The sequence below is a fragment of the Promicromonospora citrea genome (genome assembly GCF_013004695.1).
In the GTDB taxonomy this organism is placed as follows: domain Bacteria; phylum Actinomycetota; class Actinomycetes; order Actinomycetales; family Cellulomonadaceae; genus Promicromonospora; species Promicromonospora citrea.
The window spans coordinates 41,973-68,471 of sequence record NZ_JABEMG010000007.1 but is presented as its reverse complement, the minus strand read 5'-3'; the positions used below and the strand labels follow the sequence as shown (position 1 = coordinate 68,471).

Below are 26,499 nucleotides of genomic sequence, written 5' to 3'. Positions count from 1 at the left end.
TGTACGCCACTCACGTTCGGAGACACCCGATGAAGCTCGCCCGTTCGCACGTCTCGTTGCCTCGCGCCCTGGGCGCAGCGGCGGCGGTCGTCTCACTCGCCTTCCTCACCGCCTGCGGCGAGCCCGGCTCGGCAGGGGGTGGCGGCGACAGCACCGATGCCGGCGGTGGCGGTTCGCTGGCCGCGTGCGAGGCCGTCCCGGGCGACGAGCTCGTGGTGCTCGAGGACGACAAGCAGCTCCAGACCGTCGACAACATCATCCCCGCGGTCAACGCGGCGGCGGTCGAGGGCGACGACACCCTGGTCCCGCTGCTCGACAGCGTGTCGGCGGCCCTGGACACCGACACGCTCATCAGTCTGAACAAGGCCGTCGACGTCGACCGGCGCACGTCGCAGGACGTCGCCGAGGAGTTCGTGGCAGAGGCGGGCCTCGACTCGCCCGAGCAGTCCGGCAGCGGCTCGGTCGTCGTCGGCGCCGCCGACTTCGCCGAGAGCGCGACGCTCGGCACCATCTACGCGACCGTGCTCGAGGCCGCGGGGTACGACGCCGAGGTGACCACCATCGGCAACCGCGAGGCCTACCTGCCGGCGCTCGAGGACGGCAAGCAGGTCCAGGTGATCCCGGAGTACGTGGGCACGCTGACCGAGTTCATCAACAAGAACGTCAACGGGGCCGACGCCGAGCCGGTCGCGAGCAGCGACCTCGACGCGACGGTCGAGGGGCTCACGGGCCTGGGCGAGGAGGTCGGCCTCGCGTTCGGCCAGCCCTCCCCGGCGCAGGACCAGAACGCGTTCGCCGTGACCAAGGGCTTCGCGGACGAGCACGGTGTCAGCACGCTGAGCGAGCTCGCCGAGGCCTGTGGCGGCCTGGTGCTGGGCGGCCCGCCGGAGTGCACGGAGCGCCCGTTCTGCCAGCCTGGCCTCGAGGAGACCTACGGCCTGGAGTTCGCGGAGTTCACGTCGCTCGACGCGGGCGGCCCGCTGACCAAGTCGGCGCTCCAGCAGGGCGAGATCACCCTCGGCCTGGTCTTCAGCTCGGACGGCTCCCTGACCCCGCACTCAGCGCGTGTCAGAGGCCGTAGGACTCCAGGAAGCGGAGCCAGACCTCGCTGACCGTCGGGTAGGCGGGCACGGCGTGCCAGAGCCGGTCGAGCGGCACCTGGCCGACGACGGCGATGGTCGCCGCGTGCAGCATCTCCCCCGCATCAGGACCCACGAACGTGGCGCCCACGAGCACCCGGCGCTGCGTATCCACGAGCACCTGGGCGCGGCCCGCGTAGCCGGGCGACTCGACGCTCGCGCCGGCGACCCACGACAGGTCGTACGACACCGCTTCGACGGGCAGGCCCGCGGCCCGCGCCTCGCGCTCGGTCGGGCCGACCCAGGCCACCTGCGGCTGCGTGAAGACGACCTGCACGCGCGCGTCCTGGTCGGCGGTGGCTGCGTACCGCGACCAGCGCGCGGGCTCCGCACCGACGCCGGGCACAGGGTCGCCGGCCGTGGGCGACCGGTCGCCCTCCTGCGTGCCGTAGCGCGCCGCCACCACGTCGCCCACGACCCGGGCCTGGTACTTGCCCTGGTGGGTGGTCGGCGCCCGCCCCGTCACGTCGCCGCACGCGTACAGCCAGCCGCCGGGCACGCCGGTGACCTGCAGCGACTCGTCGACGACCAGGGCGCCGCCCCGGCCGAGCGCGGACTCGTCGAGGCCGACCGCCGCCACGTCGAGGTCCGCCGTGCGGGGGACACGGCCCGTGGCCACGAGGATCTCGGCGGCCGTGACGGTCCCGCCGTCGGACAGCGTGACGGTCACGGTGCCCCCCGCGCGCTCGACCGCGCTCGGCTCGACGCCGAGCCGCACGTCGACCCCCGCGGCGCGCAGCGCCTCGGCGACCATCTCGCCCGCGAACGGCTCCGCGCTCGACAGCAGCCCGCCCCGCGCCAGGAGCGTGACCTGCGAGCCGAGGTCGGCGTACGCGTTGGCCATCTCGACGCCCACCACGCCGCCGCCCACGACGACGAGCGACTCGGGCACGGCGTCGGCCGACGTCGCCTCGCGGCTCGACCACGGAGCGGCCTCCGCCAGGCCGGGTACGTCGGGCAGCACGGGCACGCTCCCCGTCGCCACGATCACGGCGTGCCGGGCGCGCAGCAGCCGGGTCACCGGGGCGTCGTCGCCCTCGGCCGCCGCGCCGAACCCGGCGGCCGGGCCGTCCTTCGGGGCGGTCACCTCGACAAGCCGCTCGCCCGCGAGCCGCCCGTGGCCGCGCACGAGCGTGAGCCCGGCTCCCTCGACCCAGGAGACCTGGCCCGAGTCGTCCCAGTGGCTCGTGATCTCGTCACGCCGGGCGAACACCGCGGCGGCGTCGGGCGCCCCGGGATCGGTGAGGCCCGGCGTGTCCCGCGCCAGGGCCCGGACCGCGCCGGCGCGCAGCAGCACCTTGGACGGCATGCAGGCCCAGTACGAGCACTCGCCGCCCACCAGCTCGGACTCGACGAGCGCGACGGACAGGCCGGTGCGCGAGGCGCGGTCGGCCGCGTTCTCCCCCACCGGGCCGCCGCCGATCACGACGACGTCGAACGACTCCTCGGTAACAGTCATGCCGCCATGGTGTCCCGGCTCGGGCCGCCGCGCCAGGCACGTGCACCACAGCGACAGGTGAACGTCAGGTGTGACCGGCGCCTCTGTATCAGCGGTATACGCACTCGAAGTAAACGTGTATCGTCGATATACATGAGATCCGGACGAGAGAACCTGCTCGCCGCGGCACGCACGCTGCTCGCCGAGCGGCCGGACCACGAGCCCACCACGCGCGAGCTCTACGAGGCAGCGGGCGTCTCGGCGCCCACGCTGTACCACCACTTCGGCGACAAGGACGGCCTCGTCGAGGCCGTGGTGGACGAGGCCTTCGCGGCCTACCTGGAGCGCAAGCGCGCCGTCCCGAGCACGGGCGACCTGGTCGCCGACTTCGAGGCGGGCTGGGACATGCACGTCACGTTCGGCGTCGAGAACCCGGCGCTCTACGCGGTGATGTTCGGCCGCACCAGCGGACGCCGCTCCCGGGCCGCACGCGTCGCGGAGGAGGAGCTGCGGGCCTCGCTGGCCCGTCTCGACGACGCCGGCCTGCTCGTGGTCGGCGTCGAGGAGGCGCTGCACCTCTCGACCGCGATGGCCGTCGGGTGCGTGGGACAGCTCAGCCACCTCGGCGAGCCCGCCGACGGCCCGCTGTCGCGCTCGATGCGCACCGTTCTCGTCGGCCACCTCACGGGCGCACGCCCGGCCGACGACACCCCCGGGCAGGGACCCGCCGCCACGGCGCGCGCCCTGCTCGCCCGACTCGGCTCCGTCCAGGAGCCGTTCACGGACGCGGAGCTCGCACTCCTGCGTCAGTGGCTGGGCGCGCTCGCCGCGCGCCCGGCACCCCGAGGAAGGACCAGCTCATGACAACCACCACCGAGCAGACCACCGGGCAGACCACCGAGCACGGCATGACCGACGCCCAGGCCACCGAGACCGTCCGCCAGATCGCGGCCGGCTACGGCACCCTCCTGCGGTCCCCTGTGCTGCGCACCCCCGCCGACGTCGGCCTCGCGTACGAGGACCTGACGTTCCCCTCGCAGGACGGCACGCCGCTCGAGGCGTGGTTCATCCCGCGCGAGGGCTCCGACAAGCTGATCATCGCCAACCACCCCCTGTGGTTCAGCCGTGCGGGCCTGCCCGCGCACCTCGAGCCGTGGCGGTCGCTGGGCGCGCTCGCGGGCAACGACTTCGAGGTCGACTTCATGCCGGACTACCGCATCCTGCACGACGCCGGCTACAACATCCTGACCTACGACATGCGCAACCTCGGGCTGAGCGGCAGCGCGAACGGTGGCAGCGGCTCGGGCGGCCGGTTCGAGGCGCGCGACGTCATCGGCTCGCTGCACCTGGCCCGGTCCGACGAGCGCCTGCGAGGTATGACGATCGGCCTGTTCAGCCGCTGCCAGGGCGCGAACGCCACGATGTTCGCCATGCAGGAGCACCCCGAGGAGTTCACGAACGTGCGGTGCATGCTCGCGCCGCAGCCCCTGTCGGTCGGCGTCACCATGCAGCGCACCCTCGACCTGCTCGGCATCCCCGAGCGGATCGACGAGCTGGAGCGGGAGATCCAGCTCCAGGTGAGCTTCCGCTTCGCCGACATGACGCCGGTCACCTGGGCGAGCAGCGTGCGGACACCCACGTACCTGTACCAGATGCGGGACGACCTGCTCACCGACCCGAGCGACGTGCAGGGCATGTTCGACGCCATCCCGGTCGCCGACAAGCACCTGCAGTGGATCGAGGGCACCACCGCCCGCTGGGACGGCTACCTCGACTTCCAGCGCGACCCGCAGCCGAAGCTCGACTTCCTGGCCCGCCACATGGCGTGACCACGGTCAGCGCACACGAGCCGCAGCGACAGCGAGATCCGCTTCCGCGGCAGGTCGACGTCCATGACCTTGACCTTCACGATGTCGCCCGACTTCACGACCTCGCGCGGATCGCTCACGAAGCTCTTCGACATCGCCGAGACGTGCACGAGCCCGTCCTGGTGCACCCCGACGTCGACGAACGCGCCGAACGCCGCCACGTTGGTGACCTGTCCCTCGAGGACCATGCCGGGCACCAGGTCGTTCAGCGTCTCGACGCCGTCGGCGAAGGACGCCGTCGTGAACGCGGGGCGCGGGTCGCGACCGGGCTTCTCCAGCTCGGCGAAGATGTCGGTGACCGTGGGCAGGCCGAACGTCTCGTCCACGAAGTCGGTGGGCCGCAGGGTGCGCAGCGCCCCGCCGTTGCCGATGAGCGCGCGCACGTCCGTGCCCGACGCCGTGACGATGCGCCGCGCCAGCGGGTACGCCTCGGGGTGCACGGCCGACCCGTCGAGCGGCTCCGCACCGCCGGTGACCTTGAGGAAGCCCGCGCACTGCTCGAACGCCTTCGGCCCGAGGCGCGGCACGTCCTTCAGCGCGGCACGCGACGGGTACGGCCCGTTCGCGTCGCGGTGCGCCACGATGTTCTCAGCGAGCGTCGAGGTGATGCCGGAGACGCGCGAGAGCAGCGGCACCGACGCCGTGTTGAGGTCGACGCCGACGCCGTTCACGCAGTCCTCGACCACGGCGTCGAGCGACCGCGAGAGCTTGGACTCCGTGACGTCGTGCTGGTACTGCCCCACGCCGATCGACTTGGGGTCGATCTTCACGAGCTCCGCCAGCGGGTCCTGCAGGCGCCGTGCGATGGACACGGCACCACGGATGGACACGTCGAGGTCGGGCAGCTCGGCGCTCGCGTACGCCGACGCCGAGTACACGGACGCGCCCGCCTCCGACACGACCGCCTTGGTGAGACCGAGCTGCGGGGCCTTCTTCATGAGGTCGGCCGCGAGCCGCTCGGTCTCGCGCGACGCGGTGCCGTTGCCGATCGCCACCAGCTCGACCTGGTGCTTCTGTGCGAGCCGGGCGAGCACCGCCAGCGACTCGTCCCACCGGTTGGCGGGGGCGTGCGGGTAGATGGTCGCGTGCTCGACGACCTTGCCGGTCGCATCGACGACGGCGACCTTGACGCCGGTGCGCAGCCCCGGGTCGAGGCCCATCGTGGGCCGCGTGCCGGCGGGAGCGGCGAGCAGCAGGTCCCGCAGGTTGGCGGCGAACACGCGCACCGCCTCGTCCTCCGCCTCGGAGCGCAGCCGCAGGCGCACGTCGATGCCGAGGTGCACCAGGATCTTCGTGCGCCACGCCCAGCGCACGGTGTCCCGGAGCCAGCGGTCGGCGGGACGGCCCTGGTCCGCGATCTCGAACCGGTGCGCGATCGTGGCCTCGTAGGACGTCGGTACGCCCGGCTCGATGCCCTCCTCCGGCTCGATCGTCAGCTCGAGCACGTCCTCCTTCTCGCCACGGAACAGCGCGAGCACCCGGTGCGAGGGCAGGGTCGACAGCGCCTCGGAGAACTCGAAGTAGTCGGAGAACTTGGCGCCCTTCTCCTGCGCGCCGTCGCGCACCGCCGACAGCATGCGGCCCTTGACCCACAGCCGCTCGCGCAGCGTGCCGATGAGGTCGGCGTCCTCGCCCATGCGCTCGACGAGGATCGCGCGGGCACCGTCGAGCGCGGCCTGTGCGTCGGCGACCCCCTTGTCGGCGTCGACGTAGCCGCCGGCCGTCGTGGCCGGGTCCAGCGTCGGGTCGGCGAGCAGCGCGTCGGCGAGCGGCTCGAGACCGGCCTCGCGCGCGATCTGCGCCTTGGTGCGCCGCTTCGGCTTGTACGGCAGGTAGATGTCCTCGAGGCGCGACTTGGTCTCCGCCGAGAGGATCTGGGCCCGCAGCTCGTCGGTGAGCTTGCCCTGCTCGTCGATCGAGCCGAGGATCGCCGCGCGCCTGTCCTCCAGCTCGCGCAGGTAGCGCAGGCGCTCCTCGAGCGTACGCAGCTGGGCGTCGTCGAGCGTGCCCGTGACCTCCTTGCGGTAGCGGGCGATGAACGGCACCGTCGCGCCGCCGTCGAGCAGGTCGACCGCCGCAGCCACCTGCCCCTCCCTGACGCCCAGCTCCTCGGCGATCCGCCGGTTGATCCCTGACACCGTCTCGCTACCTCGCTTCTCGTCGCACTCCGGTCGCAGCAGATTGTGCCCGGCGCCACCGACATCTGTCGCATCCGCCTCGCCGCACGCGACCTGCGCGATCACCCACAGGTCCGCGCAAGACGACCGGGACCCGCGACACAGGAGGGGCAGGACGCCGCGCGCGGGCGCGGCCCGGCCCCCAGGAGGACGTCGTGCAGCGTGACCCCAGGACCACCCACCGCCGCGCCGGCACCGCGCTCGCCCTCGCGCTCGCCGCCGCCCTCACCGCGTGCGCGGGCACCGACCCCCACGCCGGCCTGCTGCGGTCCGAGGCCGACCACGTCCCCGTCACCGTCGAGGACGCGCCCGCGAGCGCCGGCGCCGTCGCGGCGACGGAGAACCTGGGGCTGCTCACGCTCCGCTCGGCGCCCGAGCCGGACGAGAACGCGCTGGTCTCCCCGGCGTCGTTGTCCTTCGCGCTCGCGCTGCTGGCCGAGGGCGCGCGCGGCACGACGGCCGACGAGCTCGACGCCGCGCTGGGCGCCTCCGGTGCGGAGCGCACGGCGGCGTACAACGCGCTGACGGCCGCGCTCAGGACGTACGAGGGCGACCCCGCCGTCGTCCAGGAGGACGAGCTGCCCGACCGCCCCCTCCTGCACCTGGCGAACCAGGCCGTGCTCGACGACGAGCTCGCCGTCGAGCAGGACTACCTCGACGCGCTCGCGACGTCGTTCGACGCGGGGGTCCAGCGCACGGACCTGGGCGGCACGGACGGCAAGGACGTGCTGGACGCGTGGGTCACGGAGCACACCGGTGGCCTGGTCGAGGAGTCGGCGGTCGAGCCGGACCCGTCCCTGCGGCTGGTGCTGCAGAACGCGGTGCTGCTCGCGGCGCGGTGGGAGACCCCGTTCGAGGAGAGTGCGACGCGCGACGTCGACTTCACCGGGCCGGGCGGCACGGCGCCGACCGCGATGGTGCACGGCACGCAGCACCAGGCGTACGCCGAGCAGGACGGCTGGGCCGCGGTGCGGCTGCCGTACTCCGAGGCGTTCCACGCGGACGTGCTGCTGCCGCCGGCCGGCACGGACCCGGCGGACGTCGACCCCGCAACGCTGGCCGTGCTGACGGGCGCGCTCGACGACGCGGCCCCGCGCTCGGTCGAGCTCACGATGCCGACCCTGGAGATCGAGCCGCCCGCGCTCGACCTGTCCCCCGCGCTGGAGCAGGCGGGGCTGGGCGGCCTGTTCGAGTCGCCCGACCTGTCCGGCATCACGACGGCGGAGGCGTTGCGCGTGAGCCAGGCCGTGCAGCAGGCGTACCTGCGGCTGGACGAGGAGGGCACCGTCGCGGCGGCCGTGACCGAGCTCGCGGCCGAGGCGAGCGGCGTCATGCCGGTCGAGTCCGTGCGCATGGTCGTCGACCGGCCGTACCTGCTTCGTGTGGCGCACACGGAGACCGGTCTGCCCCTGTTCCTCGCGGCGGTCCGTGCCCCGCAGCACTGACCCCGCGGAAACCATTGACCGGGTCACCGGCCCGCCAGTAGCGTGCGCACCCACCAGGGTGAAACCGCATTCCGGCGGGCGCCCACACCGCAGCAGGAGGTACTCCGTGGCGCTGTCGTTCCTCGACCGCGAGCACACGGTGGCCCGGCCCGGCTACAGCCGGTGGCTGATCCCGCCGGCCGCCCTCGCCATCCACCTGTGCATCGGCCAGGCCTACGCCACCAGCGTGTACAAGAACGCGCTGGTCGCCCACTTCGACACGAGTCTCACGGCGGTCGGCGTCATCTTCTCGATCGCCATCGTGATGCTCGGCCTGTCGGCCGCCGTGATGGGCACGTGGGTCGAACGGGTGGGCCCGCGGGCCGCGATGTTCACCTCCGCGTGCTTCTGGGCGTCCGGCTTCCTCGTGGGCGCGCTCGGCATCGCGACGTCGCAGCTCTGGCTCGTCTACCTCGGGTACGGGGTCATCGGCGGCATCGGGCTGGGCATCGGCTACATCTCGCCGGTGTCCACGCTCATCAAGTGGTTCCCGGACCGGCCCGGCCTGGCCACGGGCATGGCGATCATGGGCTTCGGCGGCGGCGCGCTGGTCGCCTCGCCGCTGTCCCGGCAGCTCATGGCCGTCTACGACACCGGCTACGACCCGTCGGACCCGACCTCTGTCGCCTCGGGCGGCGCGGTGACGTCGCTGTTCGTCACGCTCGGCGTCGCCTACTTCCTCGTCATGATGCTCGGCGTCTTCACGGTGCGGGTGCCCGCGCCGGGCTGGACGCCGCCCGGCTTCGACGCGGGAGCGGTGGCCGCCCGGCCGATGGTCTCGACGGCGAACGTGTCGGCGGCGAACGCCGTCCGCACGCCGCAGTTCTGGTTCCTCTGGACCGTGCTCTTCTGCAACGTGACAGCGGGCATCGGCATCCTCGAGCAGGCGGCGCCGATGATCCAGGACTTCTTCCGCGACGGCGGCACCTCGTCCGTCGCACCCGCGACGGCGGCGGGCTTCGTCGCGTTCCTGTCGCTGTTCAACATGGCCGGCCGGTTCGCCTGGTCCTCGACGTCGGACTTCATCGGCCGCAAGCCGACCTACGTCCTGTACCTGGGCGTCGGCATCGTGCTGTACGTGCTGCTCGCGACGGTCGGCAACGTGTCGACGGTCGTGTTCGTGCTCCTCGCCGCGGTCATCATCTCGTTCTACGGCGGCGGGTTCGCGACCGCCCCCGCCTACCTGCGCGACCTGTTCGGCACGTTCCAGGTGGGTGCCGTCCACGGGCGCCTGCTCACGGCGTGGTCGGCGGCGGGCGTGGCCGGTCCGCTCATCATCAACGGGTTCCTGGACGCCCGCGGCACGCCGGGCGAGCTGGTCGCCGCCGACTACCGGCCCGCGCTGTTCACCATGGTCGGCGTGCTCGCGGTCGGGTTCGTCGCCAACGCGCTCGTGCGGCCCGTCGCCGCACGGTTCCACGAGCCGACGGGGCCGTCCGGCGCGCTCGCCGAGGGGAAGGTGTGACCGATGCCCGATCAGATGCCGGACGAGCAGACGCCGCAGCCGGTGGGGAATCAGACCGCGCGCCTGGTCGTGACCTGGCTCGTCGTGACCGTGCCGCTGGCCTACGGCCTGTTCGAGACGATCAAGGGCGTCGTGCCGCTGTTCACGTCCTGATCCACGCCCGCGCGGGCCGCGCTCAGCGCAGCCGGTCCGCGCGGGCGTAGACGTTCATCGAGTCGCCGCGCACGAACCCCAGCAGGGTCACGCCGGCCTCCTGCGCCAGGTCGACGGCCAGCGTGGACGGCGCCGAGATCGCGGACAGCACGGGGATGCCCGCGCGCGCGGCCTTCTGCACCAGCTCGAACGACGCCCGCCCGCTGACCTGGAGCACCGTCCCGGCGGCGGGCAGCGAGCCGTCGCGCAGCGCCGCGCCGACCACCTTGTCGACGGCGTTGTGCCTGCCCACGTCCTCGCGCACGACCAGCGGCTCGCCGTCGGCCGTGAACAGGCCGGCGGCGTGCAGGCCGCCCGTGCGGTCGAAGGCGCGCTGCTGCTCGCGCAGCCGGTCCGGGAGCGCCGCGATCACCGCGGGGTCCACCGTCACGGGGTCGGCGGCGACCGGCCACCGCAGGTCCGCCAGCACCTCCACGACGGTGTCGGACCCGCACACGCCGCACGCGCTCGTCGTCGCGAAGGCTCGCGCCCGCGGCGGCTCGACGCCGCGCGCGAGCGCCACCTCGACCGTGTTCTCCTCGTCGGGACACAGCCGCATCGCCGCGATGTCCGACGGCGCGGCGACGGCCCCCTCGGAGACCAGCCAGCCTGCCACGAGGTCGAAGTCGTGCCCCGGGGTCCGCATCGTCACGGTCAGCGTCTCGCCCGGCGTCGCCGGCGGCCCGCCCACGGGGACGACGGGTCGCACCGGGCCGACGGCCGCGACCTGGACGGGCGCGCGCGACCGCGCCACCGCGGGCACGAGCCGCACCATCAGCGGTTCCTCGACGGCGAGCGTGTCCGGGCGCTCCGTGCGGGCGTCGGCGCGGACGCGGACCACCCTGCGCCGGTCGGTGACCACTCCCATGCGGCCAGTCTCGCACCCGTGCGGCACGGCCTGTCCAGCCCTCCCCGTGAGGATGAAAGCGGCGTAGGGTCGGCCTGTGACCGACGTGAGCGACGACGCCCGCACCGACGCCCCCGAGACGACCCTCCGCATCGGTCCGCCGCGGACCAGCGCCGCCGGCGTGCCCGGCGTCGTGCACGGGCTGGCGCACGTGCTCGACGAGGCGGGCGTCGCGCGCGGGCTGCGCACCCTGCCGGTCCTCAACCAGCACGGCGGGTTCGACTGCCCGGGGTGCGCGTGGCCCGAGCCGGGCAAGCCGCACCTCGCGGAGTTCTGCGAGAACGGCGCCAAGGCGATCGCCGAGGAGGCGACGCGCAAGCGCGCGGACGCCGCGTTCTTCGCCGAGCACCCCATCTCCGAGCTGGCCACGTGGACGGACCACCGGCTCGGCAAGGCCGGCCGCCTCACGGAGCCGATGCTGCGCGACGAGGGCTCCGACCACTACCGCCCGGTCTCGTGGGACGAGGCGCTCGACCTCGTCGCCGGTGAGCTGCGCGGCCTGGGCTCCCCCGACCAGGCGGCGTTCTACACGTCGGGCCGCACGAGCAACGAGGCGGCGTTCCTGTACCAGCTCCTCGCCCGCAAGATCGGCACGAACAACCTGCCGGACTGCTCGAACATGTGCCACGAGTCGTCGGGCACCGCACTGACCGAGACCCTCGGCATCGGCAAGGGCAGCGTCTCGCTGGAGGACATCACCGACCACGCGGACCTGGTCGTCGTCGTCGGCCAGAACCCCGGGACCAACCACCCGCGCATGCTCACGGCGCTCGAGCACGCCAAGGAGCGCGGCGCCCGCATCGTCGCGATCAACCCGCTGCCCGAGGCAGGCCTGCAGACCTTCAAGAACCCGCAGCGCGTCAAGGGCGTGGTCGGCGCGGGCACCAAGCTGGCGGACCGGTTCCTCCAGGTCCGCCTCGCGGGCGACCTCGCGCTCTTCCAGGCCGTCAACCGCCTCCTCCTCGAGGCCGACGACGACGCCCGCACTGCGGGCCACCCCGGCGTGCTCGACCGGGCGTTCATCGCCGAGCACACCTCGGGGTTCGAGCGCGCGGCCGCCGCGTGGCGCGCCCTCGACTGGGCCGACGTCGACGCGGCCACCGGGCTGGACCGCTCCGAGATCGAGGGCTTCGTCGAGGACGTCCTGGCCGCGAAGAACGTCGTCGTGTGCTGGGCGATGGGCCTGACGCAGCACAAGCAGTCGGTGGCGACCATCCGCGAGGTGGTCAGCTTCCTGCTCCTGCGCGGGAACGTGGGACGGCCCGGCGCGGGCGCCTGTCCCGTGCGCGGGCACAGCAACGTGCAGGGCGACCGCACCATGGGCATCTGGGAGCGCCCGACGCCGGCGTTTCTCGACGCGCTCGCCGCCGAGTTCGGCTTCGAGCCCCCGCGCGAGCCGGGGTACGACGTCGTCGAGACCGTCCGGGCGCTGCGCGACGGGCACCTGCGGGTGTTCATGGCGGTGGGTGGCAACTTCGCCGCGGCGACGCCCGACAGCGCCGTGACCGAGGCCGCGCTGCGCGAGGTGCCGCTCACGGTGCACGTGTCGACCAAGCTCAACCGCTCGCACGTGCTGCCCGGCCGGCGCTCCCTCGTGCTGCCGTGCCTCGGCCGCACCGAGCGCGACCTCACGGGCGGCCGCGAGCAGGTGGTCACCGTCGAGGACTCGATGAGCGTGGTGCACACATCACGCGGTCGGCTGGCGCCCGCCTCGGCGTCCCTGCGCAGCGAGACGGCGATCCTCTGCGACCTGGCGCGCCGCACGCTCGGCCCCGAGGACCCGACGCCGTGGGAGGAGTTCGCCACGGACTACGCGCGCGTGCGCGACGCCATCTCGCGCGTGGTGCCCGGCTTCGAGGACTTCGAGCGCCGCGTGGCCGAGCCGGGCGGGTTCGTGCTGCCGCACCCGCCGCGCGACGCCCGTGTGTTCCCCACCACCACGGGCAAGGCGAACTTCACGGTGAACGAGCTCGAGGTGGTGCGCGTGCCGGAGGGCCGGCTGCTGCTGCAGACCGTGCGCTCGCACGACCAGTTCAACACCACGGTCTACGGCCTGGACGACCGGTACCGGGGCGTGCGCAACGGGCGCCGCGTGGTGTTCGTGCACCCCGACGACCTGACCGAGCGTGGCTTCGCGGACGGCGACACCGTGCACCTGGTCAGCGAGTGGCCGGACGCCGACGGCGCGATCACCGAGCGCCGGGCCGAAGGCTTCCGCGCCGTCTCCTTCCCGACGGCCCGGGGCTGTGCCGCGGCGTACTTCCCGGAGACGAACGTGCTCGTGCCGCTGGACCACACGGCGGACCAGAGCAACACCCCGGCCTCGAAGTCGGTCGTGATCCGCCTGGAGGCCGCCCGCTGAGTGCGGGTGTCCGCCCCTCCGGCGCGGAGAGGCGGACACCCCGCACTCAACGCGAGGTCAGTGCTCGACCGCCTTCTCGGCGCCCGCGCCCGTGAGGGAACGGACCTCCATCTCGGCGTACTTCTCCGGGTGCGACCGCTCCTTGCTCAGGTAGGTGCCGACGATGCCGAGCACGAACGCGAGCGGGATCGTCACGATGCCCGGGTTGTCGAGCGGGAAGAAGTGGAAGTCGATGCTCGGGTCGCTGATCATCGACTTGCTCAGCCCCGTCGCCGGGTCGGCGGGCTTGCCCGACACGACCGGCGAGAAGATGATCAGGACGATCGTCGAGATCAGACCGCCGTAGATGCTCCACAGCGCGCCGGACGTGTTGAACCGCTTCCAGAACAGCGAGTAGATGATCGTCGGCAGGTTGGCCGACGCCGCGACGCAGAACGCGAGCGCCACGAGGAACGCGATGTTCTGGCCGTTGGCGAAGATGCCGCCGAGGATCGCGATGATGCCGATCACGACGACGGTCCAGCGGGCGACGCGCACCTCGCCGTCGGCCGAGACCTGCCCCTTCTTGATGATCGAGGCGTAGATGTCGTGCGAGAAGCTGGCCGCCGCGGTGATGGTCAGGCCCGCGACGACCGCGAGGATCGTGGCGAACGCGACCGCGGCGATGATGCCCAGCAGGATCTCGCCGCCCAGCTCGAACGCCAGCAGCGGGGCCGCCGAGTTCTGGCCGCCCGGTGCCGCGAGGATGGCGTCCGGCCCGACGAGGGCGCCGGCTCCGTACCCGAGCACGAGCGTGAACAGGTAGAAGATGCCGATCAGCCAGATCGCCACGACGACGGACTTCCGGGCCTCCTTGGCCGAGGGCACCGTGTAGAAGCGCATGAGCACGTGCGGCAGGCCCGCGGTGCCGAGCACGAGGGCCAGCGCGAGGGAGAGGAAGTCGAGCTGGGACAGCGCGCTCGCGCCGTACTGCAGGCCCGGCTCGAGGATCGCCTCGCCGCGGTCGCCCGACATGTTCACGGCCTCCTGCATGACGGCCGACAGGTTGAAGCCGTGCAGCGCGAGCACCCAGATCGTCATGGCGCCGGCGCCCAGGATGAGCAGGGTCGCCTTGATGATCTGCACCCACGTGGTGCCCTTCATCCCGCCCACCAGCACGTACAGGATCATCAGCGCGCCGACGACGGCGATGACGACGCCCTGGCCGGCCTGGTCGGTGATGCCGAGCAGGAGGGCCACGAGGCCGCCGGCACCGGCCATCTGGGCGAGCAGGTAGAAGAAGACGACGGCGAGCGTCGAGAGCGCCGCCGCCATGCGGATGGGGCGCTGACGCAGGCGGAACGACAGCACGTCGGCCATCGTGAACTTCCCGGTGTTGCGCAGCAGCTCGGCGACCAGCAGCAGGGCGACGAGCCACGCCACGAGGAAGCCGATGGAGTAGAGGAAGCCGTCGTACCCGTTGACGGCGATGGCGCCGGCGATGCCCAGGAAGCTCGCCGCCGACAGGTAGTCGCCCGCGATGGCCGTGCCGTTCTGCGTGCCGGTGAAGGTGCGCCCGCCCGCGTAGAAGTCGGCGGCGCTCTTGTTCTGCCGCGACACCCGGAAGACGACGACGAGGGTGACGGCGACGAACGCCCCGAAGATGCCGATATTGATCCAGGTGTTGCCGACGTTCGTGGCCGCGGCGGCCATGACGGTCCCGTTCACAGCTGGCCCCCCTCGATCTCCTCGCGCAGGGCCTGGGCCCGTGCGTCGAACTTGTTGTTCGCCCAGCGCGCGTAGAGCGTGGTGATCACGAACGTGGACACGAACTGCAGCAGGCCGAACACGAGCCCCACGGTCACCGTGCCGGCGACGCGGGTGCTCATGAACTCGTGGGCGTACACGCTCAGCAGCGCGTACAGCAGGTACCAGACCAGGAACAGCGCCGTCATCGGGAAGACGAAGTTCCGGAAGGCCTTGCGCAGGCTCTGGAACTCCGCCGACCGTTCGACGCGTTGGTAATCGGTTTCGACCGGCCCTGAAGCCTCTACGTCACTCATGCCGCCTCCATTGGCTCATGCGGGGCTCGCGCTCTCCCGCGGCCCGGTGCGTTCTCGCACCAGTGGCCCAATGTGCCGTATTTCACATGCTCAGGGCAATGGGTTCCCCCGGCGGGTCGATCGACTTGACCAAGTCGTTATTTCACCCGGGATCGGCGGGCCCGTGACAGGCGAAGCGGCAGGTCAGCGGCGCACGTACGTGAGGTCGGTGATCGTGCGCCCCGCGCGGTGCGCCTTGCGCTCGAAACTGGTGAGCACGCGCCGCTCGAACCGCGGCGCCGCGCCGCCCGCGCCGTGCGCGTTGTCGAGCGCCGGATGGGCGTCGAGCACCTCGAGCATCTGCGCGGCGTACTCGGCCCAGTCGGTGGCCAGGCGCAGGGTGCCTCCGGGCCGCAGCACGCGCGCGGCGAGGGCCGCGAACTCGGCGGTGACCAGACGACGCTTGTGGTGCCGGGACTTGTGCCAGGGGTCGGGGAAGAACACCCACAGCTCGTCGACCGCGCCGGCGGGCAGGGCCGTCTCCAGCAGCTCGGTGGCGTTGGCCTGCACGAGCCGCAGGTTGGACAGGCCCTCGCGGCCCTGCTCGGCCGCCGCCCGGTCCGCGTTCGCGATCGTGTTGGCCAGGCCGGGCTCGTAGACCTCGACGGCGAGGTGGTCCCGCTCCGGGTCGGTGGTCGCCGCCTCGACGACGGCGTCGCCCATGCCCGAGCCGATCTCGACGGTGAGCGGCGCCGTGCGCCCGAAGACGGCCTCCGCGTCGAGCACCCAGGCGGGGTCGACCGAGGTGCGGGCGACGGCTCGCGGGACGTCGATCAGATAGGCGTCGCGGCGCGTCTCCCACATGCGCTTCTGCCGGTCGGTGAGGCGGCCCGAGCGGCGCACGAACGACACCGGCCGGGTCCGGAACCCCGCGAGCCCTGGACGCCCCTCGGCGTCCGGGCGCGGGCGCTCGGCGGGGCTGTCGGCAGGACTGTCGGACGAGGCGGCGGGCGAAGCGGGCACGGGCTGACTCACAGCCCGATGGTACGAGGTGCCGAGGTAGTCACGTGGCGAGGTAGTCACGTGGCGAAGTAGTCACTCGGCAAGAGCACTCGTGGCTACCTCGCTGGATGACTACCTCGCCACGTGACTACCTCGCTGGACGACTACCTCGCCACGTGACTACCTCGCCGGGTGGTGGGGCAGATCGTGTCGAGCTCCGTCTCCAGCATCGCGACCGCCTCCGTGGCGCCGAGATCGCCGACGAGCGCGCGCAGCGTCAGGCCGTCGGCGAGCGCGAGCAGCCGACGGGCCCGCTGCAGCGCCACGGCGCCGTCCACCCCGCTCGCCTCCCGCACGAGCCGCGCGCACTCCTCCTCGGCACCACGCCGCGCCTCGGCGAGCACCTGGCGGACGGCGTCGTCGTTGATCGACCGGGCGACATAGGCGTACCAGACGCTGACGGCGGCGCGCTGCCCGTCGTCGCGCGGGATCTGCTGGCTCACGACGTGCAGGAGCCGCTCCCGCGGCGGGTCGTCCGTGGTGCCGAGGTAGCCCTCGTACGCGGAGTCGATCAGCGCGGTGCACCCGGCCAGCACGAGGGCCTCCTTGGTGCCGAAGTAGTGCTGGATCCGCCCCATCGACACGTCCGCCGCCGCGGCCACGGTGCGCAGGCTCACACCCTCGATGCCGCGCTCGGCGATCACCATCCACAGCGCCATGACGATCTGGGCCCTGCGTTCTGCGTGGTCGACGATCCTCGGCATGCGTCGAGTTTAGCAATGCACCCGCATCGCCATCTGTTACGATGCGAACGTATTGCAACAAGCCCCGAGGAGACATCATGCGCACCGAGCCCCACGCCCCGCGCCGCCGCTGGCCCGTCGTCCTGCTCGCGACCGTCGCCACCCTCTCGACGAGCGGCCTCGTGCTGCTCCTCGCCGCGAGCGGCCCGGGCGTCGGCCACTTCCGCAGCCCGGAGGGGCGAGCGGCGTACGAGGAGGCGTACGCGGCCGCGCTGGCGAGCCTGCCCGAGCCGACGGCGACGCACGACCTCGAGACCACGTTCGGCACCGTCCGCGCCTACGCCTGGGTCGACGACGAGCACCCCGACGCCGCGCCCGTCGTCCTGCTGCCCGGCCGGTCGGCGTCGGTGCCGATGTGGGGCGACAACCTGCCGGACTACGTCGGGCACCGCACGGTGTACGCCTTCGACACCCTCGGTGACACCGGGCTGTCCACGCAGACCCTGCCGCTGGCCGGCGTCGGCGACTCGGCGCGCTGGGTCGACGAGGCCATGGCGGCGCTCGACATCGAGCGGGCCCACCTCGTGGGCCACTCCCAGGGCGGCGGGCTGGCCGCGGCGGTCGCCGTGCGGTACCCGGAGCGCCTCGCAAGCCTCACGCTCCTGGAGCCGGTGCTCACCCTCGGCATGATGCCGCTGTCGACGATCCTCGTGTCGATCCCGGCCTCGCTCCCCTTCGTGCCCGAGGCGTGGCGCGAGGCCGCGCTGCACCGCATCGGCGGCGTCGAGGCCGAGGAGGTGGACCCCGACGACCCGCTGGCCCGCCTCATCGCCGCCGGCTCGCGGCACTTCAGCTCGGGCTCGCTGCCCAACCCCGTCCAGCTCACCGACGACGAGCTGCGCGCGCTGCCGATGCCCGTCTACGTGGCGATCGCGAGCGACTCGTCGCTGGCCGGCGGCGAGGGTGCGGCGGAGCGCGCGGGCCTGATCCCGGACGCCACGGTGAAGATCTGGCCGGACACGACGCACTCGCTCCCCATGCAGGTCGCCCCCGCCCTGGACGCCGAGCTCCTGTCCTTCTGGGACACCCACGACCCGGCCCGCTGACCGCGAGCGGCTCACGCCAGGGCGGTGCGTTCCAGGAGCCACCACAGTGCGACCACCGCGATCACCGCGCAGCCGGCGCCCAGGGCCCAGCGGGCCGTGCGCGGGGCGCGGGCGCGCAGCAGCACCAGCAGCGGGAACACCACCGCGACGATGCCGAGCTGCACCGCCTCGATGCCCACGTTGAACGCGAGCAGCGACCACAGCAGCGACCACGACCACGCCGCGTCGATCCCGAGCGCACCGGCGAACCCCACGCCGTGCACGAGGCCGAACACGAACACGAGCGGCAGCCGCCACCGGTCCCACGCCGTCCGCTCGTCCCGCACCGTCCCGCGCCAGGCGAGGGCGTCGCGGACCCCGCTCGGGAGCGCCGCCCCGTCCCGTGCGAGCAGCACGAGGTCCACCCCGGCGACGACGGCGATCGACGCGGCGATCACCGGCTCCACCACGATCGCGGGCACCTCGACCACGCCGAGCGCCGCCAGCAGGAACGTGATCGAGTGCGCCACGGCGAACGCCGTCGCCGTCCACACGACGTCGCGCAGGCGGCGTGCCCCGACGAGCAGGGCGAGCAGGAACAGCACGTGGTCGAGCCCGAACAGCAGGTGCTCCCCGCCGAGCACGAAGAACTCCGCGAGCTGCTTCAGCAGCCGGTGCTCCCCGGTCGTCAGGGTGGGCGACGACGCGGTGAGCACCGCCGAGCCCTCCTCGCCGTCGAGGGCGTACTCCACGATCGTCTCGGTCGAGTGCACGAACGACTCGGCGTCGGGGAACAGCGCGCTCGACACCTCGTGCACGCCGTCCGGTGCGCCCGCGCACGCGTAGGCGTACGCGAGCGAGGCGTACGCCCGCCCGCCGCGCTCGACGACGTCGGCCGCGGCGAGCGTCGGCGTGCAGGGGTCGCCGTCGGACGTCACGGCGAACCGGTCCGTGACGTAGCCGTCCACGGCGGCCTCGTGCTCGTCGAGCTCGGCGAGCTGCGCCGCGCGGCCGGTCGCCTCGTACGCCTCGGCACGCAGCCACGCGGACTTCATGAGCAGGTCGTACTCGAGGTCCAGCACGACCGACACGTCGGCCGAGCCGGGCGCCGCGGCCTGCACCTGGGCGTACACGTCGCTCGTCGCGTCGTGCGCGGACGCGGCGAGGCCCCCGGCGGGGCTGCTCACGACCGCGAGCAGCCCCGCCAGGGCGACGGTGTGCCGGATCCTCACCGGCGCGCCGTGGTGAAGTACGCCGGGGGCGCCGTCGCGGTGCCGCCCCCGGAGGTGCGGGCCGTGACGAACCAGGCGTAGGTGCGGCCCGGCTTCAGGCCCGTCCACCGGACCGACGCGGTGCGGCCGGAGGCCACGACGTCCTGGCCGATCTGGTGCGACGGGTCGTACAGCACCACGGCGTCGGTGGTGAACGACGTCGTGCGCGACGTCAGGTCGACGGGCAGCACCATGTCGTCCTCACGGCCGTCGTACCGGTGCTCGGTGTCGTACTCGGTGGCGCCGAACTCACCGAGGAGCGGCGAGTAGGTGTCCACCGACATCTCGCCACGGTCGACGTCGAACTGCAGCATCCGGAAGAACGACGCGCCGAACTGGAGCTGGTCGGCCGGGTCGTAGCCGCCGATCCGGTCGAGGCCCAGCCGGCCCGCTGACACCGTGTAGAACTGGTAGTCGGCCAGGAGCTCGACCACGCCGCCACCGATGTCGCCGACGACGGGCGGGCGCACGTTGGTGCCCACGCCGTGCCGGTGCCCCGCGAGCACGAGGAACACGTTCGGGTTGTCCTTGACGAGCAGGTTGTACAGCAGCGGCCCGTCCGACCCGCCGAAGGCGGCCCCCCGCCCGTCCGGCGAGGACGAGGGCTCGAGGTAGTCGTGCGTGAGCAGGATGCCGTTGCGGTCGGGGTACCGCTCGAAGATCGACGCCGCCCACTCGGCCTCGTCCCGCGTCACGCCGTACGAGAGGCCGACCACCACGAAGTCGAGGCCGCCCGCCGAGAACAGGTCGTAGTGGTTCTCGTTCGAGCCGGGCTCCATGACGCCGCCGTAGGAGGCGTCCTCCCAGCCCTCGGACAGCGCCTCGTACCGGTCGGGCCCGAAGTACCGGTCGTAGAGCGTCGGGTCGGTGCCGGACTGGTTGTCGTGGTTGCCCGCGACGACGCCGTTCGGGATGCCCGCCGCGTCGATGCGCCCCTGGGCCTGCGAGGCGAACTCGAGCTCACCGATGACCTGGTCCTCCATCTCGGGCGGGAAGGCCCGGATGTTGTTCTCGATGATGTCGCCGGTGTGCGCCACGTAGGCGATCTTCCGCTCGTCGGCGTTGTCGACGATCCAGTTCATGACGCCCTCGTAGCCCTGCGCCCACACGGCGCGCTCCTCGGGCGTCTCCTGCTCGACCGCACCCTCCGACAGGTACTGCGTGTCGGTGTAGTGGACGATCGAGAAGTCGTAGTCCTCCGGGTCCTCGAACCGGTCGCCGTCGCCGGCGGCGAGGTCGTCGGCGAACGGGTCCTCGCCCGTCACCATCGCGTGGACGGCGCCGCGGTCCACGTGGCCGCGGTCCACGGTGCCCTCGAGCACGGTCGGCCCGTCGACCGCGCCGCGCGCCGACGCGACGACGTCCCACGCGTCGGTCCGCGGGTTCCAGACCCGCAGGGTCACCAGGCGGGCGGGGTCGGCCGTGCCCTCCCAGCGCAGCACCGGCGCGTCGACCGTGCCGTGCACCGGCACGTCGAACCGCTGGTAGGTCACGTCGGCCGAGGCCGGCGCCTCCTCCGACCGGCCGTCGCCGGGCGCGAGCGCCGTCGTGCCGATCTTCCGCTGCCCGCGCGGGTCCAGCGTGGTCGGCACCTCGGTCGCCGTACCCTCCCAGGCGCGCTTCGGCGTGAGGATCTCGGCGGCGGAGAACCGCGCGGTGAGGCGGCCGCCGTCGGGCTCGGTGACCTTCGCGCGCAGGGTCGCGGTGCGGCCCACGTCGGAGGTCCCGGACGCCGGCGCGACCTCCGAGGGCACGTCCGGGATCCCGGCGCTGACGAAGGTGACCTCGTGGGTCGCCGCGTTGCCCAGGCCGTCCGTCGCCGTGACCCCGATCGTGTGCCGGCCCGCGGACAGGCCGGGCCCGACCGGGTCGCCGGGCGCGACCTCCTCGCCGTCGAGCGTGACGGCCGGGCCCTCGACCACGCCGGACGCGTCGTCGACCGCCACGTCGAGCGGCACGGCGGCCGTCAGCCGCGCGCCCCGGGCGGGCGTGACCCGCGTGAGCGCGGGACCCGTGTTGTCCGTGACCAGCGTGCGTGCGGCGGTCTCGCCCGTGGTCGACGTCGCGGTGAGCTCGTGCTCGCCGTCGCGCAGGTCAGCCGTGTCGAGGTCGGCGCGCAGGCCGCGCGCGGGCGCGTCGACGTCGAACGTCAGCGTGATCTCGCGCAGCAGCGTCTCGTTGGAGCCGCAGGTGCCGTCACCCATGCGGTAGGTGGGCTCGAGGTCGAGGCCGGCCGCCGTGCCCGCTGCCGGGGCCAGCGCGAGGGCCGAGATCGTGAAGTCGTCGCGGTTGCAGTCGTCCGCGAACGCGCCGGTGACGACCCGGACGGTGTTCTCCCCCGGCCGCAGCCACTCGTTGGGGAAGACGACGTCGGCGCGCTCGCTCGCGTACGAGCCGCCGAGCGGCGTCTCGATCCCGTTGACCACGAGCAGGTTCGCCGCACGGCCGTCGACGGAGTTCGACCCGACGTCGAACGAGAACGTCGCGTCGCCCGTGCCGAGGGTCTGGGTCGCGTCCAGCGGCTCGCCGTCGACGGCGAGCCCGGCCGTGCCGCCCTCGCCGTCCGCGGGCCGCGCCCCCGTCACGACGACCGCGCCCGTGGTCAGCGTGCCGTCGACGGGCGTGAGCCGCGGCGCGCCGGCCGGTGCGTTGTTCACGCGCACCGTGTGCCGCGTGCGGTCGCCCGAGGCGGTGCGCGCCTCGAGCGTGTGCGCGCCGTTGGTCAGCGTCGTGGTGTCGAGCTCGGCGCGCAGCCCCGTCGTGCCCTGCGGGTCGCCCTGGACGAAGAAGGTCAGCTCCGCGCGCAGCAGGAGGCTCGTGGTGGACCCGCAGCTGCCGTCACCGAACGCGTAGGTGTACTCGTTCTCCTCGCCGTCGGCGATCTCGCCGAGGGGTTCGAGCGTGAAGTCCGACAGCACGAAGTCGTCGTGGTTGGAGCCGCAGCTCGTCTCGATGGCCCCGACGACCACCTCGACGGTGTTCTCGCCCGCGCGGAGCTGCTCGTTCGGCACCTCGAGCTCGACGCGCTCGCTCACGGCATCGGGCAGCGGGATCGGCGCGGCGCCGTTCACGGAGACGGTGCTGCCGTACCGCGCCTCGATCGAGTTGCTGCCCACCTGGAAGCCGAGCACGGACGTCCCGAGGGTCTCGGTGGCACCGGGTACGGGCGCGCCGTCGACCGTGAGCCGCGCGACGTCGTCGCCCGGTGCCACCGGCTCGGCCGCGACGGCCACGGAGCCCTCGAGGAACGCACCGTCGCCAGGGGTGAGCAGCGGACCGTCCGGCGTCGGACCGGGCTCGTGCGGCGCCGGCCGGCCGGCCGGGCGTGCGTCGTGGGCGTCGTCAGCGGGCGCAGCGGACGACGAGGTCGCCGCCCAGCCCGTCACGGCCAGCGCGGCCGCGGTGACGGCCGCGACGAGCCCCGCCTGGCGCGAGGTCCGCCGTCCGGGTCTGTGGGTGCTGCTCGGCTGGTTCCTGGTGACTGGCCGCATGGCCGCCCTCCTGAGTGTCCTGGGGTCGTGTCTCGGGTCCGGGCGTCCCTGCGCACGCCCGGACGCCAACCTGGACCCGCCGGGTGAACGGCACGGGTGCGTCAGGCAACTGCCGGACGAACTGTCTGGAACCTGGACGAATCCTCGGCCCAGGCGGGCGCCGCCTAGTCGAGGGATGAGCGACGACCTGACCGGCACCACCGAGATCCGGCTGTGCTGCCTCCTGTGGGCCCGCCCCGGGCAGGAGGCAGGCCTGGCCGCCTACGAGGACACGGTGCTCGCCCTGGTGGCCGAGCACGGCGGCGAGGTGCTGCAGCGCGCGGCGTCCGACGGCGCCGACGGACATCCGCACGAGGTGCAGCTCTACCGGTTCGGGAGCAGCGGGGACCTCGACGGCTACCTCGCCGACCCCCGCCGCACGGCGCTGGCGGCCGAGCGGGACCGGGTCGTCGAGCGCACGGAGCTGTTCCCGGTCCAGGTGCGCTGAGGCACCTCGGGAACGACGAAGGCCCCCACCGTGGTGGGGGCCTTCGTCGTGCTGTGCGCCATCAGGGACTCGAACCCCGAACCCGCTGATTAAGAGTCAGCTGCTCTGCCAATTGAGCTAATGGCGCCTGCCTTGCGACGGAGAGATTACCAGGGTCGCAGGGTCTGCGCGCCATCTGATTCTCCGCTCACGACGGACCGCAGGGAGAGGCCTCGGAACCGTCGTGCTGGTGCGCCATCAGGGACTCGAACCCCGAACCCGCTGATTAAGAGTCAGCTGCTCTGCCTATTGAGCTAATGGCGCGCAACGGGGAGAAACACTACCAGGACCAGCGCCGTCATCGGTAACCGAACGGACGGCGCCGGCCTGTGAACTGCGCGACAGCGCCGGGGCCCTACAGGTAGAGCCCCGCGGCGCCGTCGGCCTCGTCGTTCTCGGCCACGCCGTGCACGTCGCGCTCGCGGAGCAGCACGTAGTCCTTGCCGCCCAGGTCCACCTCGGCGCGGTCCTCGGGGTCAAACAGCACACGGTCGCCGACCGCGACCTGACGGACGTGCTCGCCCTTGGCCACGACCGTCGCCCACGCGAGCCGCTTGGGCCCGACGGCGGTCGCCGGGATGACCAGCCCCGCCGTCGACTGGCGCTCCGCGGCGTCGTGCTCGGGCTCGACGAGCAGCCGGTCGTGGAGCATGCGGATCGGGAGGGTGCCGGGCGTCGTCACGGCGGCAGGTCCGGCGTCAGGCGTCGCGGAAGTACTCACGGGACAACGCTACGCGACCGCGAAGCGCTCCCGTGACCGCGCTACGGTTGCCGCTATGACCACTCGCCTCGAGCCCGGGGACAAGGCTCCCGACTTCACCCTCCCGACCGCCGACGGCGCGACCGTCCGCCTGACCGACCTGGCGGCGAGCACCGACAAGGGCGTCATCGTCTACTTCTACCCCGCCGCGGCGACGCCGGGCTGCACCAAGGAGGCCTGCGACTTCCGCGACTCCGAGGCGTCCCTGCAGGCGGCCGGGTACGCGGTGGTCGGCATCTCCCCCGACCCGGTGAAGAAGCTCGAGAAGTTCGCGGCGGACGAGTCGCTCACCTTCGCGCTCGCCTCGGACGAGGACCACGCCACCCTCGAGGCGTACGGCGCGTGGGGCGAGAAGCAGAACTACGGCAAGACCTACGTGGGCGTCGTCCGCTCCACGGTCGTGGTCGACCCCGACCTCACGGTCGCCGAGGCGTTCTACAACGTCCGGGCCACCGGCCACGTCGCCCGCGTGCGCAGGGCGCTGGGCCTCGACTGATGGCCTCGCCCGCCGACCTGCTCGACCTCGACGCCGAGCTGAGCGACGCCGAGCTGGCCACGCGCGACCGGGTGCGCGAGTTCGTCGACCGCCGTGTGCGGCCGAACATCGCGCAGTGGTTCGCCGACGCGCACTTCCCGCGCGAGCTCGCCCCCGAGCTGGGCGAGCTCGGCGTGCTCGGCATGCACCTGGACGGCTACGGCTGCGCCGGGCGGTCCGCCGTCGAGTACGGGCTGGCGGCCCAGGAGCTCGAGGCGGGCGACTCCGGCATCCGCACGTTCGTCTCGGTGCAGGGGTCGCTCGCGATGTCGGCGATCCACAAGCACGGCTCCGAGGCGCAGAAGCGGCAGTGGCTGCCGCGCCTGGCCACGGGCGAGCTCGTCGGCTGCTTCGGGCTCACCGAGCCGGGCGCGGGCTCCGACCCCGCGAGCATGACCACGCGCGCCCGGTTCGAGCCGGGCGGTGAGACGGGCGACGCCGGCGGCGAGTGGGTCCTCGACGGCGCCAAGCGCTGGATCGGCCTCGCGTCGATCGCGGACGTCGCGATCATCTGGGCCAAGGTCCGCGAGCCGCGCGACGACGGCACCGAGCGGGACCGGGTGCGCGGGTTCGTGGTCCCGACGTCGACCCCGGGGTTCTCGGCCGTGCCCATCGAGCCCAAGCTGTCGATGCGCGCGTCCGTGCAGTGCGACGTCACCCTCGACGGCGTCCGCCTGCCCGCCGACGCGATCCTGCCCGAGCACCCGGGCCTGGCCGGGCCGTTCGCGTGCCTCGACGAGGCGCGGTACGGCATCGCGTGGGGCGCCGTGGGCGCGGCGCGGGACGCGTTCGAGGCGGCGCTCGCCTACGCGAAGGGGCGCGAGCAGTTCGGCACGCCGGTGGCGGGCTTCCAGCTCACGCAGGCCAAGCTGGCCGACATGGCGCTGGCGGTCACCACGGCCCAGCTCCTGGCGCTGCGCCTGGGCCGCCTCAAGGACGCCGGACGCCTGGAGGGCCACATGATCTCGGCGGGCAAGCTCAACAACGTGCGCGCGGCGATCGAGGTGTGCCGGCAGGCGCGCACGATCCTGGGCGGCAACGGCGTGACGCTCGACCACTCGCCCCTGCGGCACGCGAACAACCTCGAGTCGGTGCGCACGTACGAGGGCACCGACGAGGTGCACACGCTCGTGCTCGGCAGGCATCTGACGGGTCTCGCGGCGTTCCGCTGACCTGGGCCGTCGTCGACCCGTAGACTGTGCGCCGCGCGCGAGTGGCGTAACTGGCAGCCGCGCCAGGTTTAGGTCCTGGTGTCTTCGGACGTGCGGGTTCGAGTCCCGCCTCGCGCACCCCTGTGGGCCGGGCTGCTACGGCAGCCGGCCCACGTGGGCCATGGCCTGCTTGAGCAGCATGCCCTGGCCGTTCATCATCTCGGCCTGCACGTCGTCGGCGCACGCCTCCTCCGGCGTCAGCCAGGCGAGGTCGAGGGCGTTCTGCTGCGGACGGCAGTCGCCCGTCACGGGCACGACGTACGCGAGGGACACGGCGTGCTGGCGCGGGTCGTGGAACGCCGTGATGCCCGGGGTGGGGAAGTACTCGGCGACGGTGAACGGCTGCGGCGACGGCGGCACCTGCGGCAGCGCGACGGGGCCGAGGTCCTTCTCGATGTGCCGCAGCAGCGCGTCGCGCAGCCGCTCGTGGTACATCACGCGGCCCGAGACGAGCGCCCGCGTCATCACGCCCTGCGTGTTGACGCGCAGCAGCAGGCCGACCGAGACCACGTCGCCCGAGTCGTCGACGCGGACCGGCACGGCGTCCACGTACACGAGCGGCAGCTGGGCGCGTACGACGGCGAGGTCCTCGTCGGTCAGCCACCCCGACGGCTGCGTGGGCTCGGGGTAGAAGTCGTCCGAAGGGTAGTCGGCAGTGTCCGTCACGGGTCCGTTCTACCAGTTCGGGCCCCGGCGCGCCCTACCCCGCGCCGACGAGTCCGGGCCTGCGGCTGTCTGCCGGGTCACTGCGCGACCATTCCTGGAATAGCCGAGGGCGTAAGAGTGCTGCACGTAGCAGACGCTCAACGAGAGGAACCAGGA

General features: G+C 73.0%; 22 protein-coding genes and 3 tRNA genes. 12 read left to right on the top strand and 13 right to left on the bottom strand.

Features of this window, described 5'->3' with window-relative positions; translation table 11 throughout:
• Positions 1-29: 29 nt before the first annotated feature.
• Entirely contained in the window at positions 30-1,112 is a 1,083-nt protein-coding gene (locus tag HLB15_RS02995) for a glycine betaine ABC transporter substrate-binding protein (protein ID WP_171103541.1), read from the top strand.
• Here HLB15_RS02995 and HLB15_RS02990 read toward each other — a convergent pair.
• On the bottom strand, positions 1,069-2,598 hold the full coding sequence (locus HLB15_RS02990) for a dihydrolipoyl dehydrogenase family protein (RefSeq protein WP_171103539.1): 1,530 nt from the start codon (positions 2,596-2,598) through the stop codon (positions 1,069-1,071). The genes HLB15_RS02995 and HLB15_RS02990 overlap by 44 nt on opposite strands.
• A gap of 132 nt (positions 2,599-2,730) precedes the next feature.
• On the opposite strand from HLB15_RS02990, the gene HLB15_RS02985 reads away from it, so the two are divergent.
• On the top strand, positions 2,731-3,441 hold the full coding sequence (locus tag HLB15_RS02985; protein WP_171103538.1) for a TetR/AcrR family transcriptional regulator: 711 nt from the start codon (positions 2,731-2,733) through the stop codon (positions 3,439-3,441).
• On the top strand, positions 3,438-4,406 hold the full coding sequence (locus HLB15_RS02980) for an alpha/beta hydrolase family protein (RefSeq protein ID WP_212759429.1): 969 nt from the start codon (positions 3,438-3,440) through the stop codon (positions 4,404-4,406). Before HLB15_RS02985 ends, HLB15_RS02980 begins: the two co-directional genes overlap by 4 nt.
• On the opposite strand, the gene HLB15_RS02975 is transcribed toward HLB15_RS02980, so the two are convergent.
• Positions 4,343-6,583, bottom strand: coding sequence for a Tex family protein (locus HLB15_RS02975; protein WP_171103536.1), 2,241 nt, complete (start codon positions 6,581-6,583; stop codon positions 4,343-4,345). The two genes, HLB15_RS02980 and HLB15_RS02975, sit on opposite strands and share 64 nt — an antisense overlap.
• Before the next feature lie 194 nt (positions 6,584-6,777).
• Here HLB15_RS02975 and HLB15_RS02970 point away from each other — a divergent pair, with 194 nt between their 5' ends.
• The 3 genes from HLB15_RS02970 (at position 6,778) to HLB15_RS02960 (ending at position 9,724) form a co-directional block, all read left to right on the top strand.
• Positions 6,778-8,067 carry a serpin family protein gene (locus HLB15_RS02970; RefSeq protein WP_171103534.1) on the top strand — a complete coding sequence of 430 codons (1,290 nt, stop codon included), beginning with the start codon at positions 6,778-6,780 and terminating at the stop codon, positions 8,065-8,067.
• A gap of 112 nt (positions 8,068-8,179) precedes the next feature.
• A complete protein-coding gene (locus tag HLB15_RS02965) occupies positions 8,180-9,571 on the top strand; it encodes an OFA family MFS transporter (protein ID WP_212759441.1) in 1,392 nt (463 codons plus the stop codon).
• Between the two features lie 3 nt (positions 9,572-9,574).
• Positions 9,575-9,724, top strand: a complete 150-nt coding sequence (locus tag HLB15_RS02960; RefSeq protein ID WP_171103428.1) for an MFS transporter small subunit — start codon at positions 9,575-9,577, stop codon at positions 9,722-9,724.
• Positions 9,725-9,746: 22 nt separating this feature from the next.
• On the opposite strand, the gene fdhD is transcribed toward HLB15_RS02960, so the two are convergent.
• Positions 9,747-10,631, bottom strand: a complete 885-nt coding sequence (fdhD, locus tag HLB15_RS02955) for a formate dehydrogenase accessory sulfurtransferase FdhD (protein ID WP_171103530.1) — start codon at positions 10,629-10,631, stop codon at positions 9,747-9,749.
• A gap of 76 nt (positions 10,632-10,707) precedes the next feature.
• Here fdhD and HLB15_RS02950 point away from each other — a divergent pair, with 76 nt between their 5' ends.
• The gene (locus tag HLB15_RS02950) at positions 10,708-13,032 is read left to right on the top strand and encodes an FdhF/YdeP family oxidoreductase (RefSeq protein ID WP_171103529.1); all 2,325 of its coding nucleotides are present in this window, start codon (positions 10,708-10,710) and stop codon (positions 13,030-13,032) included.
• Positions 13,033-13,089: 57 nt separating this feature from the next.
• On the opposite strand, the gene HLB15_RS02945 is transcribed toward HLB15_RS02950, so the two are convergent.
• The 4 genes from HLB15_RS02945 to HLB15_RS02930 form a co-directional block, all read right to left on the bottom strand.
• Positions 13,090-14,724 (bottom strand): monocarboxylic acid transporter, encoded by a 1,635-nt coding sequence (locus HLB15_RS02945; RefSeq protein ID WP_171103575.1) that lies wholly within the window; start codon positions 14,722-14,724, stop codon positions 13,090-13,092.
• An 11-nt stretch (positions 14,725-14,735) separates the two neighbouring features.
• Complete coding sequence (locus HLB15_RS02940; RefSeq protein ID WP_171103527.1) at positions 14,736-15,074, bottom strand: DUF485 domain-containing protein; 339 nt, start codon at positions 15,072-15,074, stop codon at positions 14,736-14,738.
• A gap of 183 nt (positions 15,075-15,257) precedes the next feature.
• Entirely contained in the window at positions 15,258-16,088 is an 831-nt protein-coding gene (gene trmB / locus HLB15_RS02935; protein ID WP_229785351.1) for a tRNA (guanosine(46)-N7)-methyltransferase TrmB, read from the bottom strand.
• A 131-nt stretch (positions 16,089-16,219) separates the two neighbouring features.
• Positions 16,220-16,819 carry a TetR/AcrR family transcriptional regulator gene (locus HLB15_RS02930; protein WP_171103525.1) on the bottom strand — a complete coding sequence of 200 codons (600 nt, stop codon included), beginning with the start codon at positions 16,817-16,819 and terminating at the stop codon, positions 16,220-16,222.
• A 77-nt stretch (positions 16,820-16,896) separates the two neighbouring features.
• Between HLB15_RS02930 and HLB15_RS02925 the strand changes: the two genes are divergently transcribed.
• Positions 16,897-17,904 carry an alpha/beta fold hydrolase gene (locus tag HLB15_RS02925; protein ID WP_171103523.1) on the top strand — a complete coding sequence of 336 codons (1,008 nt, stop codon included), beginning with the start codon at positions 16,897-16,899 and terminating at the stop codon, positions 17,902-17,904.
• An 11-nt stretch (positions 17,905-17,915) separates the two neighbouring features.
• Here the strand turns inward: HLB15_RS02925 and HLB15_RS02920 are convergent, their stop codons facing one another.
• Both HLB15_RS02920 and HLB15_RS02915 read right to left on the bottom strand, forming a co-directional pair.
• On the bottom strand, positions 17,916-19,115 hold the full coding sequence (locus tag HLB15_RS02920) for a HupE/UreJ family protein (RefSeq protein WP_229785343.1): 1,200 nt from the start codon (positions 19,113-19,115) through the stop codon (positions 17,916-17,918).
• Positions 19,112-22,645 carry a metallophosphoesterase gene (locus HLB15_RS02915; protein WP_171103521.1) on the bottom strand — a complete coding sequence of 1,178 codons (3,534 nt, stop codon included), beginning with the start codon at positions 22,643-22,645 and terminating at the stop codon, positions 19,112-19,114. Before HLB15_RS02915 ends, HLB15_RS02920 begins: the two co-directional genes overlap by 4 nt.
• A gap of 175 nt (positions 22,646-22,820) precedes the next feature.
• Between HLB15_RS02915 and HLB15_RS02910 the strand changes: the two genes are divergently transcribed.
• The gene (locus HLB15_RS02910; RefSeq protein ID WP_229785342.1) at positions 22,821-23,132 is read left to right on the top strand and encodes a hypothetical protein; all 312 of its coding nucleotides are present in this window, start codon (positions 22,821-22,823) and stop codon (positions 23,130-23,132) included.
• Positions 23,133-23,186: 54 nt separating this feature from the next.
• Here HLB15_RS02910 and HLB15_RS02905 read toward each other — a convergent pair.
• From HLB15_RS02905 to HLB15_RS02895, 3 genes are all read right to left on the bottom strand, one after another.
• Positions 23,187-23,259, bottom strand: a tRNA-Lys gene (locus HLB15_RS02905).
• Between the two features lie 100 nt (positions 23,260-23,359).
• Positions 23,360-23,435, bottom strand: a tRNA-Lys gene (locus HLB15_RS02900).
• Positions 23,436-23,526: 91 nt separating this feature from the next.
• Entirely contained in the window at positions 23,527-23,823 is a 297-nt protein-coding gene (locus tag HLB15_RS02895) for a GroES family chaperonin (protein WP_171103566.1), read from the bottom strand.
• 124 nt (positions 23,824-23,947) lie between these two features.
• Between HLB15_RS02895 and bcp the strand changes: the two genes are divergently transcribed.
• The 3 genes from bcp to HLB15_RS02880 all read left to right on the top strand — a co-directional run bounded on the left by bcp (position 23,948) and on the right by HLB15_RS02880 (position 25,755).
• Complete coding sequence (gene bcp, locus HLB15_RS02890; RefSeq protein WP_171103519.1) at positions 23,948-24,427, top strand: thioredoxin-dependent thiol peroxidase; 480 nt, start codon at positions 23,948-23,950, stop codon at positions 24,425-24,427.
• A complete protein-coding gene (locus HLB15_RS02885) occupies positions 24,427-25,638 on the top strand; it encodes an acyl-CoA dehydrogenase family protein (protein ID WP_171103517.1) in 1,212 nt (403 codons plus the stop codon). The genes bcp and HLB15_RS02885 overlap by 1 nt, the downstream gene beginning before the upstream one ends.
• Before the next feature lie 35 nt (positions 25,639-25,673).
• Positions 25,674-25,755 (top strand) — tRNA-Leu (locus HLB15_RS02880).
• 18 nt (positions 25,756-25,773) lie between these two features.
• On the opposite strand, the gene HLB15_RS02875 is transcribed toward HLB15_RS02880, so the two are convergent.
• Positions 25,774-26,343 carry an NUDIX hydrolase family protein gene (locus HLB15_RS02875; RefSeq protein ID WP_171103515.1) on the bottom strand — a complete coding sequence of 190 codons (570 nt, stop codon included), beginning with the start codon at positions 26,341-26,343 and terminating at the stop codon, positions 25,774-25,776.
• Positions 26,344-26,499: the final 156 nt, after the last annotated feature.